Genomic DNA, 16,280 nt, shown 5'->3' with positions numbered 1-16,280 from the left:
CGATTAAACATGATTAGATTATGATGAACCAAACTAATTCATTACCACTTTACAGTGATGGTATGAGCTTAAACGAGCAGGAACTTATTGCTTGTCAAAGCTTATCGCGCGCGATACCCGATCGCTCATCGCGGGCTAAAGCAACATTATCGGGTCACAGAAACAGCCAGATAAAAGGCCGCGGGATGGAGTTTGCCGAAGTACGTCATTACCAAAATGGTGATGATGTTCGTACTATCGACTGGCGAGTAACGGCTCGTACAGGCGTCGCGCACACCAAGCTTTTTGTTGAAGAACGTGAACGCCCTATTCTGTTGTTAATTGATTTGAGCCACAGTGCATATTTTGGCTCCCAGCTACTATTACAATCAGTTCAAGTGGCCCATTTAGCCACAACCTTAGGTTGGAATGCCATTAACCATGGCGATAGACTCGGGGCATTAATTGCTAGTGAAAGTACTCATTTAGAACTCAAACCGCGAAGCCGTCGCCAAGGGATTTTACAGTTAACCTCAGGACTTATTAATGTTCATCAACAGCAATTAAGCCAAATTAATCAATTGTCATCGGATCCAGGTCACATGTTTAAAGCCTGCCAACGGTTGCAACGTATTGCCAAACCGGGATCACTTATTTGGATCATCACCGACGGCCAAAATATTAACCAACAATGTTTAGCGCCCTTAACTGAATTATCGCGTCACTGTGATATCGGCGCGTTTGTGGTCACCGACCCATTAAGACAAGGGACCTTAGCGTTACCCAAACAATTTGCCTTACCTGTTCGTGATGGCCAACAACAACTGACCTTAACACGGCAAAGTTATGAGGCTTGGTTAGCGGATCAACAAGCACAGCAGCAACAATTTCTTGCCTTAATGAATTTGATCAAAGTACAAGCCAAATTTATTGATGCTGCCAAACCTCTCAGTGCACAATTGGATATTTTACGTTAAATGACCACTCAGAATTTACCAACACAACCAATGCCAATCGATACTAAAGCATCCGCTTTAGCGCAATTGCAAGATATTGCGTTACCCGATCCTATTAGCGCTATGCCTATTGCACTAGGATATTGGATAATCGCGGTAGTATTTGTCGCCTTAGCGAGTTGGCTGAGTTACCGTTTTTACAAGCAACATCAATATCATGCACCGCGAAAAATAGCGCTGGCGCTGCTAGAAAATTATCATATTGACGATGATACCTTTGCTGCACAAGTCAATAGCTTACTCAAACGCACTGCACTAACCTATTTACCACGCGAGCACCTCGCCAAACTCAATGGTCAACCTTGGTTTGATTGGTTAGATACTCGTCTCGCGCCTGGGCAACAACATAAAATCGGTCCATTATTAGTTAAGCGTCATCAAGCGAGTGGCTTAGATCAAACCGAAAATGCACAATTACACCGTTTAGCAAAAGCCTGGCTAAGCAATAAACGTCCTTTTAGTGATGCGACCTTAACATCCAACCATACCCATCAGGAGGCCTAATGTTAGTATTTTACTGGCCATGGTTATTAATCTTACTGCCGTTGCCGTTGTTAATTAAGCGCATCAATTTAACCAATGTCGGCGGACATTTACAATTACCCGGCATCACCACTACGGTTACAAAAACAAACTCAATAAGCCATAAAGGCGGCCGTAAACGTTATTGGTTAATGTGGATATGTCTATTGTTAGCGGTAGCTAGGCCACAATGGCTAGGCGATCCAATTGAATTACCTTCAAAAGGTCGTGATTTAATGATAGCGGTCGATTTATCAGGCAGCATGCAAATTGAAGACATGGTAATAAACAATCAAACAGTGGACCGATTTACCCTGATACAACATGTCCTAAGTGACTTTATCGAACGCCGTAAAGGTGATCGACTCGGACTGATTTTATTTGCTGACCATGCTTATTTACAAGCACCACTGACCCTAGACCGTCGCTCTGTGGCCACATTTCTAGACGATGCACAAATAGGTTTAGTCGGTAAGCAAACCGCTATCGGTGAAGCTATCGCGCTGGCGGTTAAACGCTTTGATAAAGTAGATGAAAGTAACCGTGTACTGATTTTACTCACGGACGGTTCTAATAATGCCGGCAATATTGAACCCGATATTGCCGCCCAAATTGCCGCTAAACGTAATATCACCATTTACACTATTGGTGTTGGCGCAGAAATCTTAGAACGGCGAACTATTTTTGGCAAAGAGCGCATTAACCCATCAATGGACTTAGACGAAGTCCAACTCAAAAAATTAGCCAACATGACCAAAGGTCGTTACTTTAGAGCCCGAAACAGTGAAGAACTAGAAAGCATTTATCAAGAAATAGACAAGTTAGAACCTGTGAGTCGAGATCAATTGAGCTACCGCCCCAAAAGTGAATTATTTTATTGGCCGTTATTAATGTCATTATTAATCAGTTTTTTAATCAGCTTGCAACAGCAATGGCCTGCTCAGTTAGTGCCTAAAACAAACGCTAATAAAGAGGCGAAAAAGTAATGGTTCATTTTATTCGCCCAGAGTGGCTAATCGGGTTTATTCCGGTGGTGATATTAAGTGCATTATTTTGGCGTAAACATAGCCAGCAATCTGCATGGAAGCAGTATATTGCTCCGCATTTAAGTCAGTTGCTGATCACTCAAACAGTCGATAAAACTCATCAACCTAAATGGCTATTAATTGCCTGTTGGATGATTACAGTGATCGCGCTTGCAGGACCGGCATTGAATAAACAAAGCCTGCCAGTATTTGCTACCGAGCAAGGACGAGTGCTCATTATGGATATGTCCCAGTCCATGTATGCCACTGACTTAAGCCCGAACCGCTTGTCCTATGCTAAATTTAGAGCGACCGATTTACTCAACGAATTAAAAGAGGGCGAAACCGGGCTGATTGCCTATGCAGGTGATGCTTACACTATTAGCCCGTTAACCCGAGACAGTGGCACCATTTTAAATTTACTGCCTACATTATCACCCGATATTATGCCGACCAAAGGCTCAAACTTAACGGCTGCATTATCACTAGCAGAAAAGCTGCTGGCTCAAGGGGGGCATGTTAGTGGTGATATCATTGTTATGACCGATGGCATTTCTGCACAACAATATGATCAAGCCACAAATGCACTCAACGGCCGTTATCGTTTATCAATCATGGCTTTTGGCAGTAAGCAAGGCGCACCCATTCGTTTAGCTGACGGCCAATTACTGCGTGATAATAGTAACGAAGTGGTAGTGACTAAAACCGATTATGTTTTGTTGCAACAACTTGTGCAACAACATCAAGGGATCCTTGTGCCAGCCCAAACCGATGGCAGCGATGTCACAACGTTAACCCACTGGCTAACGTCAGAAGGCGATGCAACCGAAACTGAACTTGTTGGTGAAACCTGGCAAGATCTGGGGCCATATCTTGCCATGTTATTAATTATTCCGATGTTAATGAGTTTTAGACAAGGATTGCTCACTCTAATATTGAATCCATTACTATTACTTGGCACCTTAATGAGCTTAAGTGCCGTCAATAGCCAACCTGCACAAGCCTCAATCTGGCAAGACTTATGGAAAACCCAAGATCAACAAGCACAATCAGCGTTTGAGCAAGGTGAATTTACCCAAGCCGCTGAAACATTCGAGAACCCACAATGGCAAGCCTCTGCGCAATACAAAGCCGGTAATTATCAACAAGCACTAGCAGGATTTGAGCAAGATAACAGTGCAAACGGATTGTATAATCAAGGTAATGCACTGATGCAGCTTAACAATTATCAAGAAGCGATTAACCGTTATCAGCAAGCCCTAGAGGTACGTTCTCCATTTGCTGAAGCACAGCAAAACCTTGAGCTGGCTAAAAAAAGACGAGAGCAACAAAAACAATCTGATCAGTCAAATCAAGACCCATCAGGCGATGGCCAACAGTCAGATGACTCAAATTCAGACAAATCTAAGCAAAACTCTAATTCGTCATCCTCTGAACAGTCACAATCAAATCAACAAAACGATGAGCAAAATAATCAACAAAGCGATGAGCAGAAACAGAACCCGTCACAAAACGAGACTGGAAGCGATCAAGCAGAACCATCGCAAGGCAAGTCAGAGGAAAGTACAGATCAACCGTCTGATCCTCAGCAGCAACAAAGTGATAAACAAGAAAACAGCGACAATAGCCAAGCAGCTGGTGAGCAAGCTAATTCAGAACCTTCACAGAGTAATAGCCAATCTCAGCAAAGTGATAAAAAACCGAGCGATGACAAATCACTGAGTAACGAAGCCAGCATGCAAGCAGAGTCAGGCCAGGCACAAAATCAGCCTACCGAAAAACAACCATTGAGTGCATCATCTACAGAGGAAAGTACAACAGATAAGCCAGCAAGTGATTCTGCTGAAGTGGTATCGGCTTCGCAAATGAACCAAGATGATTTACCTGCTGACATGCAGCGTGCATTACGTGCCATTAATGAAGACCCACAAGTGTTGATCCGCAACAAAATGCAACTTGAATACCAAAAACGTCGTCAAAATAGCCAACCTACCAAGGATAATGAACAGTGGTAATTAGAACCTTTTTTAGCCTATTGCTATTCATCATTGCAGCCCCCGTCTTTGCACTTAGCCAAGTGCAAGCAACCGTAGACCGTAACCCGGTTGTTGCTGGTGAATACCTAGTACTCGATGTTATTGCCGATGATGATCTCAATGCCGGCGCATTAGATACCTCGGTATTGCTCAATGACTTTATTGTCGGCAGAACCAGTGTTGGCCGTAGCACCAAAATGATTAATTTTGACACCAGCAAAGAAACCCGCTGGCAGATATTATTGTCACCTAAATCATTAGGTAATGTCACCATACCTGCTTTCAATATCACTGGCGTTAGCTCTCAACCCATCACTCTAAAAGTGATACCACAAGGTGCTCAGCCAAGTGAAGTACAAAATGTGTTTATTGATGTTGACACCCCTGCATCCGACGCCTATGTCGGGCAATTAATCACTTATAAAGTAAAATTATATCTTGCAGTAGAATTACAGCGCGGAGTGTTAAGTGCCCCCGTGATTGAAGGGGCGCAAGTCAAGCAAATCGGTGATGACAAAGACGGCAGCGAAATTGTCGAGGGTCGTCGCTTTAGAGTGATTGAGCGCACCTACGGTATTATTGCCGATCTCCCTGGCGAGTTGGTGATTAATGGCGCGAGTTTTTCAGGCGATGTGTTAGTGGAAGCAGCAAGACGTGATGGTATGTTTGGTTTTAACGAAAGTCGTCCAATACAAACTGAAGCACAAAGGCAAGTCATTCAAATCAACCCAACGCCACCAAGCTATCAAGGAAAATGGTTGGTCAGTGATATTGCGGTGTTAAAAGAAACCTGGCCAGATGATATCAGCGAATTTGAAGTGGGCAGCCCGATCACTCGCACTATCAGTTTAATCGCTTCTAATACCGATAACACCAGCTTACCTGATATCGACATTCCGCTTGCTGAGGGATTAAAGGCGTACCCAGAAAAGCCGTTACGACAAACTTTTGTACGTGATAATCAAGTGGTATCTCAATACAGTTTAACCACTGCCATTGTGCCAACAAAACCAGGCACCTATACCTTACCCGAGATACGTGTTCCTTGGTGGAATCCGCATCTTAAAAAACAACAATTTGCCACGCTTCCTGCTCGTACCATTAATGTGATTGGCAGCACTGTTACCCCGACAAATATTCCATCAACAGCTCGTTTTACCGAGAATGAATCCGCAGGTTATTGGCCTTATATAAGCGCAATATTGGCAGTACTTTGGATAATCACCCTCATATTATGGCGTAAAGCCGTGATAGCAAACGTTGCCATTAGTGATGAAACACCCAAACGTAAAAAAATACCTACAACAAATGCGACAACGGGATTAAATGCCATTATTCATGCCTGTGATCGTAATGACAGCAGTGGTGCAATAAAGGCCGTACAACAATATTTTAGTCAGTGCTTAGGTCAACCTATGAGTTTGACCCAAATAAGCAGACTATCAACACAGCTTGCGTTTGCCATTCATAAATTACAAGCTGATAGATACAGTAGCCAACCACAAGCAATGGACAAAAAAACGCTAATGGATGCGATTTTAGCGTATCAGCAACCATCCATTACCTATAAAAAATCGTTAATTGCAGAGCTTAACCCCTAGTATCAAAAGGCTAGGTAGCAGGTGAATTCTGCTATTTAGCTTGCTATTAAGCCATCCCCTTTTTAAGCTGTTACATATTATTAACTCAATAAAGTTAAAAAATGTTTGATTACCTGCGAAAGAAAAAGTCCGAACCCGCGGTCTTATCTGAGATGCTAACAAAACAACGACGATACGATAGCCTTGTCAGGGCCCTTCATACCGACATTTTTCGCTACGCCTTTTGGCTATGTGGTGATAAACATGTCGCCGAAGATATTACTCAAGAAACGTTCTTAAGAGCGTGGCGAGCGTTGGACTCTTTAAATGACGATAAAGCCGCTAAAGCATGGTTAATTACCATTTTAAGACGGGAAAATGCCAGACGTTTTGAGCGTAAACAATTTAACTACAGCGACGTGGAACAAGAATTACTTGAAGATGTTCGCTCAACAAGTCATGAAGAAGATACTGAACAGTATTGGTTACGTCGTCAAATAGGTAAACTCGATATCGAATACCGAGAACCTCTGTTATTGCAGCTGATCGGCGGGTTTAGCGGTGATGAAATTGCCACCATGCTCGAGCTCAATCGAAATACGGTAATGACACGTTTATTTAGAGCCAGAAACCAGTTAAAAGACGCTCTCGAAGCACCTGAGGTAAGAGGTCAATCAAATGGATGATCTACAGTTTCGTCGCCAAGCATATGGTGACCCCAATAATCAGTCCGATGAATTTTTAGCTCATTTAGCTGAAAATAAAGACGATGCTAAATTTGTCAAAGACCTAAAAGCTTTTGACCATAAACTCATCCAAGCACTCAATATTAGCGTGCCTGATGATTTGGCTGATAAATTGATTTTACGACAGCAATTGAGTCAACATCAAAAGAGTAAAAAACACGCTCGTTATATGATGGCAATGGCTGCATCGGTGGCATTTATTGTGGGTGTCAGCTTTAGTTTATTGCGCTTTACGCCCGTAAACTTAGGCGAAAACTCGTTGGCTCATGTTCACCATGAAACCAAAGCATTAATCATGGAACAAGATATTGGTTTTAATGACGTAAACTTTAAACTAGCCAGTTTAGATGGATTACGTGATTCGAAGTTTATCCAACAACCTGGGCGCGTTTTTTACACCTCATATTGTGACTTCCAAGGTGTCAAATCATTGCACTTGGTGATGGCCGACGAGCACGGAAACAAGGTCACCTTGTTCATTGTTCCCATAGAAAGCCGTATTGTGTTAGAAGAAGCTTTTGCTGATAACCAATATAAAGGTAAAAGTTTTCAAACAGCTGATGCCTATATGGTCTTGGTTGGAGAACCCGCTTCGGATCTTGATTTTATCAAAAAAGAAGTTGAAAACACCTTTATTTAAATCATATTGATGACAATCTAAAATCCGCTACTTCATTGAATAGCGGATTTTTTTACACTTGAATAATTCAAGGTGTGAACTATATTTAACTTCTACAAGCATGTTGGCCATAAAAATAATTCATTGGAAGCCATATGGAAATTCAAACACCGATCCTCATTACCTTTATCGGATACTTGGCTTTAATGATGGGCATTGGTTACTGGGCCTACCGTAAAACCGATACAGTCGATGATTACATTCTCGGTGGGCGAAAAATGGGCCCCGCGGTAACCGCTCTGAGTGTGGGTGCATCAGATATGTCAGGTTGGTTATTACTTGGTTTACCCGGTGCCGTATATTTAAGCGGATTAGGCGAAGCATGGATTGGTTTTGGATTAGTGTTTGGCGCTTGGCTTAATTGGCTATTTGTCGCCAAACGTTTGCGTATTTATACCCAAGTTGCCAATAATTCTTTAACGTTACCCGATTTTTTTGAAAACCGTTTTAATGACTCTAATGGGCTATTAAAATCGATCTCAGCGTTAACTATCATCATATTTTTCACCTTCTACGCATCTTCAGGCATGGTGGGCGGCGCGATATTATTTGAACAAGTATTTGGTCTCGATTATACCGTCGCCTTAATAATCGGCTCATTTATTATTGTTTCATATACCTTTGTGGGGGGATTCTTTGCCGTTAGTTGGACAGACTTCTTTCAAGGTTGCTTAATGTTAATAGCATTAATCATCGTGCCAATATCTATCTTTAGTCAACCAGATACACAAGCAGGTCTTGAAAAAATTGATCCAGCCATGTTGTCATTTATTAATGAAAACACCACGGTTATTGGACTTGTCTCTTTACTGGCCTGGGGATTAGGATATTCCGGTCAACCGCATATTTTGTCTCGTTTTATGGCTATCGGCAACCCGAATGATTTAGTGCTTTCCCGACGTATTGCGATGACTTGGATGATATTGTCGCTATTGGGTGCCTTAGCCACAGGTATTGCTGGCAGTCTTTACTTTGCTGCCGATCCACTTGAGAACTCAGAAACGGTATTTATTTATTTAGCACATGTGGCCTTTAATCCTTGGATTGGCGGTTTACTGATTGCGGCTATTTTATCAGCCATCATGAGCACGATTGATTCACAACTATTAGTCTGTTCCAGTGTGATCACAGAAGATTTTTATCTTAAATGGTTGCGTCCCCAGGCCAGCAGCAAAGAATTAATGCTCGTAGGGAGAATTGGCGTTATCGCTATCGCATTAGTGGCTGGAGTGGTTGCATTCAATCCTGAAAGCAGTGTTTTAGGGCTCGTCAGTTATGCATGGGCGGGGTTTGGAGCTGCATTTGGTCCCGTGGTGTTATTATCGCTTTTTTGGCAGAACTATAGTCGTAATGGTGCGATTTCAACCATTTTGGTGGGTGCGATAACGGTAGTGATATGGAAACAAATGACTGGCGGGATTTTTGATTTATATGAAATCGTACCTGGATTTATTTTTGCAATGTTAATTGGCGTCATCGTCAGTAAAGTATCACCACCAACACAAAAAACTATCGCCGACTTTACGGCTTTTCGTGAATCATTAAAATCATAGTACTTTTATGTAGTTCACTGATCTTGATAACTCAGCGTCTCTCCCTCAGAGGTTGAGTTATTCACTACCGTAATGGCGTTAAGTCACCAAACATCCAAAAAAGATGACGTTACGTCATATTAAGCCGATTATGGTTAATCGTTATTTGTTTGATTCAACATCATTCAGTATAAATAAACGTTAATTGACATCTCCCCGCCTATTAATTGTCGTATTAAAACTGACGATAATTTACCTATACTGTCATGCTATCAAACACCTACTTCACCATTAAAAATAACAATTAACATAACATTAACAACAACTAACATCTGGTCGGAGTTGTCACATTGTTCACATTTACCTAAAATGCCCTAATTTTTAACCGTCAAATATCTGAAATGAATAAACTTTGTACCAAAACGGTAATAATAAATGGGAAATAATAATGAATAAGTTCCACAAAACCCTTATTGCTCTGGCTGTAGGCTTAATTAGTACCCAAGCATCCGCAGCCGGTTTCCAGTTAAATAGCCAATCAGCTACCGGTATCGGTCGTGCTATGGCTGGAGATGCAGTTATTGCTGACAATGCATCAGTCTTATCTCGTAACCCTGCAGCAATGGCTCTTTTTGATGAAACCGCGATATCTTTGGGCATTATTTATGCTGATATCGATGTCTCGGTATCGGATGCTGAAGGAAATTTTAACGGAAAAGATGTTGATTTTGGTAGTGAACATCATGCTGCAGAAGCAAAAGTCATCCCCAATTTTTACTATATCAACCCAATTAACGATAAAATGGCTTTCGGTGTTGCCGTATTCAGTAACTATGGCACCGGCACCGATTTAGGCGACTTGGCAAACAGAACCCCTACTATTAACGGCAATGCTGTACCGCTGCCCCCGCCGGTAGATTTATTGGGTAACACCGAAGTGGTTACCATTAACTTCAACACCAGTATGTCTTATCGTGTGAATGATGAATTTAGTTTTGGTTTTGGTATTGATGCGGTTTATGGCAGCGGAACCCTGACACGTACAAGCGAAAACCCACAGGTTGGTAACTTAGTTGATGTTGATGCTGATGGCTGGGCTTTGGGTGGGATTGTGGGCGTGGTTTATGAAGTTAACCCGGATAACCGCTTTGGTCTAAGCTATCGTATTAGCCCAAAACTGACCGCCAAAGGTGATGTAAACTACGTTTACTCTCAATACAATGAAATAGATATTCCTATCGCTGATATTGCTCAGTTTGCCGGTTTCCACCAGCTAACGGATAAATTTGCCGTGCATTATACTGCTCAATGGACTAATTGGAGTGCATTCGACAAAATCGTGGTTAAAGACGGTTCAAATGGTGTCGACCAAGCAGACTTAAAAGAATATCACTGGAAAGACTCGTGGTTCCTAAGTTTAGGTGCAACCTATAACCTCACTCAAGATTGGACTCTACGGGCTGGTATCGCAACAGATCAAGGCGTAGTTAATCAGCATTCATCTTTATCTATCCCTGATTCTGATCGTACTTGGTATACCGCGGGTGTCAGTTACGATTTAAATCAAAAATCGAGCGTTGATTTAGGCATTGCTTTTGTCCGAGGAGAAGATGTTACTGTATTAGAAAATAGCAATCTTCTTGCGCAAGTGCCTGGCTACAACAGTGAGATTTCAGCACAAACCCGATCTAATGCTGTTTATTACTCAGTACAATATAACTACAGTTTCTAATTAGCAGTACTCAATTATTACTATTTAATCATTTGTCTTTACTGTTTTTTTTCGTCCACTCACCACGGACTAAAGAACAGCAGCACCCTTTTCAACTAAGCCGCCTTCATCTTAAACTGGCGGTTTTTTTATAGCTGTTATATCACTGAGTTCTAATTTATAAAGTTTTATAATATATCGGTTGCGTAACAGGCGAAAGTCCATTAGAATTTTCTTATAGACTTCCGAATAGGCTATCAATATGTCTCGCTTATCCAATTATTTATTCCTTGGTGCCATACTCACCACAATAGTTTTACCCAGCACAGCCCAAGCCTCTGATGTTGATACATTAAAGCTGGTGTATTCCGAACAATATCAACCGCGATTATACGATGCGAAAATTGAAGCCATTAAAGCTGCAACTGTGTCTGCGCAAACCTCGGGACGGATCATGAATATCCATTTTGATGTTAATGACCTGGTTCCACAAGGCGCGGCTTTATTGGAAATTACCAATAAAGAACAAGGGGCTGGATTAGCAGGGGCTGAAGCTGAACTCGCCAAAGCAGAAGCGTTAAACACTGAAGCTCAAGCACAGTATATTCGTTATAAAGCATTATTCCCCAAAGGGGCGATATCAAAAGGTGCCATGGATGAAGCCACTGCCAAAGCCAAATCCAGCAAACAAGCTATCAGCGCCGCTCAAGCACAATTAGTAAAAGCTAAAGAAGGTTTGAATTACACCGTAGTGAGCGCACCTTTCAGTGGTCGAATGACCCAACGCTTCGTTGAACAAGGTGAAACGATATCCTACGGCCAAGCCTTATTCTCCGGTTATGATAATCAACATCTTAGAGCGGTATTTCAAATTCCCCAACAAGATATTGCTCAGGTGCAACAACAAGATCAAGTTACTATTCAATTATTAAACGGCGATGAAATCACTTCGAATGATATCCAAGTGTATCAATTTGCCGATCCTTTGACACACCAACATCAAGTGAGAGTCAATCTTGATGTCAGTAATATGCAAGATGTCATTGTGGGTCAATGGACCAAAGTAATAGTAAACTTTCCAAGCAGAACGAGTTTGATGATCCCATTGTCGGCCATACACCAAGTCAGTGACTTAACCTCTGTGTATCGCAAAAATGCGGGGGAAATAGTGCTTAACCAAGTACGTATAGGCCGAATAGATCGTCAACATAATACTGCTGAAGTATTATCAGGGCTACTGGAAGGCGATGAAATTGTTATCGATGCTGGACGATATTTAATTATGTCCTCAGCAGCGAAAGGTCAGGAGTAAACCTGATGACAACACCAAATGAATCAATGAAACTCGGCATTTCAGGCTCCATAGCAAAGGCATTTCAACACAGTGCTATTACTCCATTATTGGCTATTTTAGGTTTATTACTAGGCCTTTTTGCAGTGATTATTACCCCCAAAGAAGAAGAGCCGCAAATTGATGTCACTTTTGCAGATGTGTTTATCCCCTACCCAGGAGCTACACCAACGGAAGTTGAAAACCAGGTCACCTTGCCTGCAGAACGGATCATTTCTCAAATAAAAGGCATTGATACCCTTTACTCATTTTCTCAGCCCGATGGCGCGCTCATTATCGCTATTTTTGACGTCGGCGTTCCACGAGATGAAGCCGTGGTTAATTTATACAATCAACTGTATTCAAACAGCGATAAGTTTAACCATGCAGCAGGCATTGGTGAGCCGTTAATCAAACCTAGAGGTATTGATGACGTACCTATAGTAGGGTTGACGCTCTGGTCTCAAGATCCAAACATCACTGCAGAGCAGCTTACCTTGGTCGCATCGGGCCTAGAAACCGAACTAAAACGGATACCGGGTACTCGAGAGATTTATAGCCAAGGTGGCCACGAGATGGTGTTAAATGTGCGTATTGATCCTGTCAAGATGAACAGTTTCGGCGTAACGTTCAACGATATTAGTGCCACATTACAAGATAATAACCAACTGTCTACAGTCGGCTCGATGACGCAGTTTAATCAAGTAATAAAACTGCAAGCGGGGCAGTTTTTACAGACGCCTGATGATGTGAATAATCTGCTGATTAAAGTTAATCAGAGTGATACAACAACGGAGAAAAGTCCATTTCCTCGTGCAGTTTATTTATCTGATGTCGCCGATGTGAGCCTTAAAAGTGATATTCCTAAACAGCATGTTTGGCACGTAACAGATAAGGGTACTTACCCGGCTATAACAATCGCTATTGGTAAACAGGCAGGGCAAAATGCCGTCGACATTGCTGATGCCGTATTAGCCAAAATCGATGCTGTCGATAACGTATTAATTCCCGATAATGTCAATGTCGCTATCTCTCGCAACTACGGTAAAACCGCTGGAGATAAATCTAATACACTTATTTTCAAATTGATCTTTGCCACATCTGCGGTAGTACTACTGGTATTTTTCACCATGGGACTTCGTGAGTCTGCCGTCGTTGGTGTAGCCATTATCATTACTCTCGCCATAACCTTATTTGCATCTTGGGCATGGGGATTCACCCTAAACCGAATTTCATTGTTCGCACTTATATTCTCCATTGGTATCTTGGTCGATGACGCCATCGTGGTGGTAGAGAATATTCATCGGCATATGGCAATGAGTGATAAACCCATAAGCGAGCTCATACCTCATGCCGTTGATGAAGTCGGTGGGCCAACTATATTAGCCACCTTCACCGTTATCGCCGCCCTATTGCCAATGGCATTCGTATCCGGACTAATGGGTCCATACATGAGCCCAATTCCGATTAATGCCAGTATGGGAATGATTATTTCGCTATTAATCGCGTTTATTATGACCCCATGGTTAAGCCGCATATTGTTAAAACCTCATAAAAAGTCACATAGCTCAAACAATAAAGCGACTGACACAGGCGTACCAGTAGAAGAAGACAATCGATTAACACGTCTATTTACGCGAATAATGAGTCCTTTTTTACTCGGCGAACATGCGCCAAAAGCGCGAAAAGGCTTGGCTTTAGGGATCGTATTATTGATTGCCTTCGCTATCGCCTTGCCTGTAATGCAAGCTGTAGTACTAAAAATGCTGCCTTTTGATAATAAGTCTGAGTTTCAGGTGATGGTCGACATGCCTGAAGGCACCCCTGTGGAACAAACTCAAAGAGTATTGCAAGATCTCAGTCAATATCTCAGCAGTGTAGAAGAAGTTGAGCATTTACAGTTGTATGCGGGCACCCATGCACCTATGAATTTTAATGGCTTAGTTCGTCATTATTTTTTACGCAGCAGCCAAGAGCTCGGTGAAATTCAGGTCAATCTAGTGGATAAAAAACATCGAGACCGCGACAGTCATACCATTGCATCATCTGTACGCGAGCCGTTGCAAAAAATTGGCCTACGTTATCAAGCCAATATCAAAATTGTTGAGGTACCACCAGGCCCACCGGTTTGGTCACCTATAGTTGCTGAGGTTTATGCGCCTAACACCGAGTTACGTGAACAAGCAGCCAATGACTTATTGCAACGTTTCAGAGATACCGAATACGTTGTTGATATGGATATTTATTTGCCTGCGCAACAACAAAAGTGGCAAGTGGTCATTGATCGAAATAAAGCCAGCTTAATGGGTGTTTCTTACGCCAGTATTGTGGATACGATCAGCACTGCCGTGGATGGTAAGGACGTCAGTTACTTGCATCAAGCACAGTTAGCTCATCCCACACCGATTAGATTACAGCTTGATGAAGCCGCTAAAGTAGATCTAAAGCAAGTCTTGTTATTACGCCTACCGACTCAATCAGGTGAAACAGTACCACTGACAGAATTAGTTAAGGTGCAACAACAAGTGATTAATGCACCTATTGTTCATAAAAATATGGTGCCTATGATAATGGTTATTGCCGATATGGCAGGGCCAACAGGTAGCCCACTTTATGGCATGTTTGATATGGTCAGTCAAATTAATCAACAAAATGAACAAGGTAACTCAAGTTATCCTATTAAACAAAATCTGGTGAATCAGCCAGATGGATTAACCGACGTTTCCATTTTGTGGGACGGTGAATGGAAAATCACCTATGAAACTTTCCGTGATATGGGCATTGCATACGCCGTCGGTATGATTGCGATTTACTTACTCGTTGTGGGTCAATTTAAATCTTATATCGTGCCGTTAATCATCATGGCGCCAATTCCATTAACCATTATCGGCGTTATGCCTGGACACGCTTTGTTAGGCGCTCAATTTACTGCACCGTCAATGATAGGCATGATTGCATTAGCAGGCATTATTGTTCGAAACTCTATTTTATTGGTTGATTTCATTAATCAACAAACGGCTGCGGGAGTGCCCTTAGAGCGAGCCGTGATCCACTCAGGTGCGGTAAGGGCAAAGCCGATTATGTTGACTGCATTAGCAGCAATAATTGGCGCATTATTCATTATTGATGACCCTATTTTTAACGGTTTAGCCATCAGTTTAATTTTTGGAATTTTTATCTCAACCATTTTAACGTTAGTGGTGATCCCCGTATTGTATTTTTCGGTGATGAAAAATAAACTCGTTATCACAGCTAAGTAACAAGATTATGTTGTTAACTGGGCAACGCCCAATAAGGAGCTCGATATGTCAGTAGAGAGAAGTATTATGGCCTTTGCAGGCTTCATGGTTTTATTATCCATTGTGTTAACCGCAACCGTCAGTCCACATTTTGTCTGGCTAACCGTGTTTGTAGGCGCTAATCTATTCCAGAGTGCCTTCACAGGCTTTTGTCCTGCGGCAATGGTCATGAAAAAATTTGGGATCAAAACCGCGGCAGAAATAGCCTTAAATAAATAACAAGGAAATTATTGTGTTTAAAAAATCTATGCTCTTGTCTGTTAAAATCATATTGGCGCTATTAGTCATGTTATCGGCAGCAATAATGCCAACTTGGGCAACAGAGCAAGAGCCTAGCGTTGCATGGGAAAAAATAGATCGCGGTGTCACGTTAATTGATGTTCGCACTGTTGAAGAGTTTGCTGCGGGGCATATTGACGGTGCGATTAACATTCCATTTGATCAAATAGTGCCAGAACTTGCAAAACTTAACTTGGCCAAAGATACTGACCTTGTATTATATTGCCATAGCGGTCGCCGTAGTGGTATTGCACAGGAATCATTAGTAAAACAAGGTTACAGCAACACCTATAACGCTGGCGGTTTCGACACTTTGATGTCATCACGATAATCTTAGCAATCAGCTATATCAACCAAGTCTAAAACCACAGGTCTATTACTGTGGTTTTAAGTTCAATAACCTAATGGCTTGCCTTGCCTAACCCCCTAGTATCAATACACTCTTTTTATCAGTATCGTTCCATATTCATCATTCCGCAAAGTATTGTTTACACTTAGTATTAGTTAATTATTTATTAGCATATACAGCTTTATCTATTCACTTTT

13 protein-coding genes are annotated in these 16,280 nt (G+C 41.9%); all 13 read left to right on the top strand.

Annotated elements, in window-relative coordinates; genetic code table 11:
* Positions 1-20: 20 nt before the first annotated feature.
* The 13 genes from AAEZ00_RS15335 (at position 21) to AAEZ00_RS15275 (ending at position 16,065) form a co-directional block, all read left to right on the top strand.
* Positions 21-956 carry a DUF58 domain-containing protein gene (locus tag AAEZ00_RS15335; RefSeq protein ID WP_124013627.1) on the top strand — a complete coding sequence of 312 codons (936 nt, stop codon included), beginning with the start codon at positions 21-23 and terminating at the stop codon, positions 954-956.
* Complete coding sequence (locus AAEZ00_RS15330; protein ID WP_124013628.1) at positions 957-1,499, top strand: DUF4381 domain-containing protein; 543 nt, start codon at positions 957-959, stop codon at positions 1,497-1,499.
* Positions 1,499-2,503 carry a vWA domain-containing protein gene (locus AAEZ00_RS15325; protein ID WP_351088973.1) on the top strand — a complete coding sequence of 335 codons (1,005 nt, stop codon included), beginning with the start codon at positions 1,499-1,501 and terminating at the stop codon, positions 2,501-2,503. Before AAEZ00_RS15330 ends, AAEZ00_RS15325 begins: the two co-directional genes overlap by 1 nt.
* The gene (locus AAEZ00_RS15320) at positions 2,503-4,557 is read left to right on the top strand and encodes a vWA domain-containing protein (protein ID WP_351088971.1); all 2,055 of its coding nucleotides are present in this window, start codon (positions 2,503-2,505) and stop codon (positions 4,555-4,557) included. The genes AAEZ00_RS15325 and AAEZ00_RS15320 overlap by 1 nt, the downstream gene beginning before the upstream one ends.
* On the top strand, positions 4,551-6,179 hold the full coding sequence (locus AAEZ00_RS15315; RefSeq protein WP_351078342.1) for a BatD family protein: 1,629 nt from the start codon (positions 4,551-4,553) through the stop codon (positions 6,177-6,179). The genes AAEZ00_RS15320 and AAEZ00_RS15315 overlap by 7 nt, the downstream gene beginning before the upstream one ends.
* A gap of 101 nt (positions 6,180-6,280) precedes the next feature.
* Positions 6,281-6,844: a sigma-70 family RNA polymerase sigma factor gene (locus AAEZ00_RS15310; RefSeq protein ID WP_101030234.1), complete on the top strand. Its 564-nt coding sequence runs from the start codon at positions 6,281-6,283 to the stop codon at positions 6,842-6,844.
* Positions 6,837-7,544: a DUF3379 domain-containing protein gene (locus AAEZ00_RS15305; RefSeq protein ID WP_124013632.1), complete on the top strand. Its 708-nt coding sequence runs from the start codon at positions 6,837-6,839 to the stop codon at positions 7,542-7,544. The genes AAEZ00_RS15310 and AAEZ00_RS15305 overlap by 8 nt, the downstream gene beginning before the upstream one ends.
* A 134-nt stretch (positions 7,545-7,678) precedes the next feature.
* Complete coding sequence (putP, locus tag AAEZ00_RS15300; protein WP_124013633.1) at positions 7,679-9,136, top strand: sodium/proline symporter PutP; 1,458 nt, start codon at positions 7,679-7,681, stop codon at positions 9,134-9,136.
* Positions 9,137-9,563: 427 nt separating this feature from the next.
* Entirely contained in the window at positions 9,564-10,847 is a 1,284-nt protein-coding gene (locus AAEZ00_RS15295; protein WP_351078345.1) for an OmpP1/FadL family transporter, read from the top strand.
* A 241-nt stretch (positions 10,848-11,088) separates the two neighbouring features.
* Positions 11,089-12,138, top strand: a complete 1,050-nt coding sequence (locus AAEZ00_RS15290) for an efflux RND transporter periplasmic adaptor subunit (protein WP_351088969.1) — start codon at positions 11,089-11,091, stop codon at positions 12,136-12,138.
* Positions 12,139-12,143: 5 nt separating this feature from the next.
* Positions 12,144-15,416: an efflux RND transporter permease subunit gene (locus AAEZ00_RS15285; RefSeq protein ID WP_124013636.1), complete on the top strand. Its 3,273-nt coding sequence runs from the start codon at positions 12,144-12,146 to the stop codon at positions 15,414-15,416.
* 45 nt (positions 15,417-15,461) lie between these two features.
* Complete coding sequence (locus tag AAEZ00_RS15280) at positions 15,462-15,674, top strand: YgaP family membrane protein (RefSeq protein ID WP_124013637.1); 213 nt, start codon at positions 15,462-15,464, stop codon at positions 15,672-15,674.
* Positions 15,675-15,687: 13 nt separating this feature from the next.
* Positions 15,688-16,065, top strand: coding sequence for a rhodanese-like domain-containing protein (locus AAEZ00_RS15275; RefSeq protein ID WP_124013638.1), 378 nt, complete (start codon positions 15,688-15,690; stop codon positions 16,063-16,065).
* The last annotated feature ends 215 nt before the right edge of the window (positions 16,066-16,280 follow it).

Source organism: Shewanella sp. S1-49-MNA-CIBAN-0167, assembly GCF_040310145.1.
GTDB lineage: Bacteria > Pseudomonadota > Gammaproteobacteria > Enterobacterales > Shewanellaceae > Shewanella > Shewanella psychromarinicola.
This window is presented reverse-complemented; position numbering and strand designations above follow the sequence as displayed.

Coding starts and splice junctions, on each gene's coding strand:
- AAEZ00_RS15335 (WP_124013627.1), top strand. CDS start 21: ATGATGAACCAAACTAATTCATTACCACTTTACAGTGATGGTATGAGC.
- AAEZ00_RS15330 (WP_124013628.1), top strand. CDS start 957: ATGACCACTCAGAATTTACCAACACAACCAATGCCAATCGATACTAAA.
- AAEZ00_RS15325 (WP_351088973.1), top strand. CDS start 1,499: ATGTTAGTATTTTACTGGCCATGGTTATTAATCTTACTGCCGTTGCCG.
- AAEZ00_RS15320 (WP_351088971.1), top strand. CDS start 2,503: ATGGTTCATTTTATTCGCCCAGAGTGGCTAATCGGGTTTATTCCGGTG.
- AAEZ00_RS15310 (WP_101030234.1), top strand. CDS start 6,281: ATGTTTGATTACCTGCGAAAGAAAAAGTCCGAACCCGCGGTCTTATCT.
- AAEZ00_RS15305 (WP_124013632.1), top strand. CDS start 6,837: ATGGATGATCTACAGTTTCGTCGCCAAGCATATGGTGACCCCAATAAT.
- putP (WP_124013633.1), top strand. CDS start 7,679: ATGGAAATTCAAACACCGATCCTCATTACCTTTATCGGATACTTGGCT.
- AAEZ00_RS15295 (WP_351078345.1), top strand. CDS start 9,564: ATGAATAAGTTCCACAAAACCCTTATTGCTCTGGCTGTAGGCTTAATT.
- AAEZ00_RS15290 (WP_351088969.1), top strand. CDS start 11,089: ATGTCTCGCTTATCCAATTATTTATTCCTTGGTGCCATACTCACCACA.
- AAEZ00_RS15285 (WP_124013636.1), top strand. CDS start 12,144: ATGACAACACCAAATGAATCAATGAAACTCGGCATTTCAGGCTCCATA.
- AAEZ00_RS15280 (WP_124013637.1), top strand. CDS start 15,462: ATGTCAGTAGAGAGAAGTATTATGGCCTTTGCAGGCTTCATGGTTTTA.